This window comes from Kitasatospora sp. NPDC056273, from assembly GCF_042268845.1.
Taxonomy (GTDB): domain Bacteria; phylum Actinomycetota; class Actinomycetes; order Streptomycetales; family Streptomycetaceae; genus Kitasatospora.
This window is the reverse complement of the sequence record NZ_JBHJSJ010000128.1, coordinates 1-1,985: the sequence shown is the minus strand read 5'-3', so window position 1 is coordinate 1,985 and position 1,985 is coordinate 1. Positions and strand designations below refer to the sequence as shown.

Annotated in this window: 1 protein-coding gene; it reads right to left on the bottom strand. The window is 65.4% G+C overall.

Going from position 1 to position 1,985, the window contains the following annotated elements; genetic code table 11:
- Nucleotides 1-110: 110 nt before the first annotated feature.
- The gene (gene ltrA / locus ACFCY1_RS41485) at nt 111-1,478 is read right to left on the bottom strand and encodes a group II intron reverse transcriptase/maturase (RefSeq protein ID WP_375877819.1); all 1,368 of its coding nucleotides are present in this window, start codon (nt 1,476-1,478) and stop codon (nt 111-113) included.
- Between the last annotated feature and the right edge of the window lie 507 nt (nt 1,479-1,985).

Genomic DNA, 1,985 nt, shown 5'->3' with positions numbered 1-1,985 from the left:
CATTGGTAGTTGGAGGCGCGGTGCTCCTGCGAGCCCGGTTCCTCCGTCCCCTTTCAATCCGTGCATGCGGTTTTCCCGCACACGGCTTACCGATGATCTTCTTGACATGGTTACGCCACCTTCGGATAGCGGATCGTGCCACGTAGACGGTGCAGGCCATGCCCGTTGAACCACTCTTCCGTCCACACATCGGTCTGACCCGCCCTGAGGTTGCGGCCCCGCTTCTTCACCATCAGCCTGCGGAGACGCCCCACCACATAGCGATCAACCTGGATGAACTTCTGGGCGGCGTTCCCGGTTCGGAAGTAGGCACCCCAGCCGCGCAGGATCGGATTCAAGTCCGCGATCACCTCACGGATATCCGCTCCCGACCGGCGGCGGTCGGTCCGTTCGTGGACCTTGGACCGGAGTCGCTTCATGGCCGCTTGCGAGGGCCAGCGATGCAGGAAGAAACGCACCTTGCGGTATTTCTCCCACATCCGTCCCGAGAAGCGGGCTCTGAAGTGGCAGCCAAGGAAGTCGAGTCCTTCCCGGCCCTCCCTGAGGTCAACCACCTTCGTCTTGTCCGGGTGCAGCTCCAGCCCAAGCGAATCAAGGATCTCCCCGACCGCTGCCAGGGCCACCCTGGCGTTGCTCACCGACCGGCACAGGACGACACCGTCGTCCGCGTACCGGACCAGTTCGCCGACACCGCGCTCAGCGAGCTCGGTGTCCAGGACGTGCAGGTAGATATTGGCCAGCAAAGGTGAGATCACCCCACCCTGAGGAGTCCCAGCGACCGTCCGCCGGACCTCCCCGTCCACCATCACACCCGCCTGGAGCCACAGACGCAGCAGCTTGAGCACCCTGCGGTCCGACACCCTCCGCCCCACCTCCGCGAGCAGGCGACCGTGGTCGATCTCGCCGAAGAAGTTGCGGATGTCGAACTCCACGACGACACAGCGACCCTCGATGAAGCCCGTCCGAAGACGCTCCATCGCCTGCAACGCCGACCGCTTGGGCCGGTATCCGTACGAGGACGGGGAGAACCCCGCCTCGAACACCGGCTCCAGGACGATCTTCGCCGCCTGCTGGGCCACCCTGTCGCGCACTGTGGGGATGCCCAGCGGCCGCTTGCCTCCCTGTGGTTTCGGGATGTCCACGCGCCTGGCCGGCGCGGGACGGTACGTGCCTGAGCGAAGAGCCTGTTGGAGTTCGCCGAGCATCCGCTCGACTCCGTACCGGCTCTCCACGAACTCCAGGGTGACCCGATCCACCCCGGCGCTCCCTCTGTTGGCCCGGACTCGCTCCCATGCCTCCCACAGGACGTCACCCCTGTGGATACGGTCGTACAGGGCATGGAAACGCCGCTCCGGAGACTGCTTGGCCGCAGCCCATAGCGCGCGTTGAAGTTTTCGCACTTTCAGGACGGACGCACGCCCGTCCACTACAACGGGGCTCGCCCCGTCGGGGTAGTTGACCGGTCTCTCTCCGGTCATGCCCTCGCGCTTACCTCCGCCACGAGCGTGATCAAAGTTGGGGTCCTTCCCTCCCGGCGCGTTGTGTTGCGCGCCGATCAGCGGTACTACGACCCCATCGGACTCCCGCTGCCCTCCGGACGACTTCACCATCGGCTTATACGTCCGGTCTCTTGCCCGACGAAAGGCGTGGTCAGACGGGTCTCTCCTGTTCCGGCCCAGACTGTGCACACGTGCCGCCCTCCCTACCCCGGGAGAATCCTGAGGGCTGACCCCGGAACAGGGCCCTCAGAACATGGCCTTCGCCCTGGCATGAGGGGCTCGGCTTCTCCGTTGTGGATCTGACGAGGCTGCAAGGTTCGCTTGACGCTACGGCCCGCGTGCTTGCTCCCTCCGAAGAGGCTCTTGACATCCCGCTCAGCCCGCCGCGTCTCCACGACGAACCGGGACCTGCTACCGGGCACTCCGGTGTCTACCCGGACGGGACTTCCACCCGCGAGCCTGGACCAGCTTTCAGGACGCACCATG

Excerpts from the sequence above, each read along its gene's own strand:
- ltrA (WP_375877819.1), bottom strand. The coding sequence starts at position 1,478 with ATGACCGGAGAGAGACCGGTCAACTACCCCGACGGGGCGAGCCCCGTT.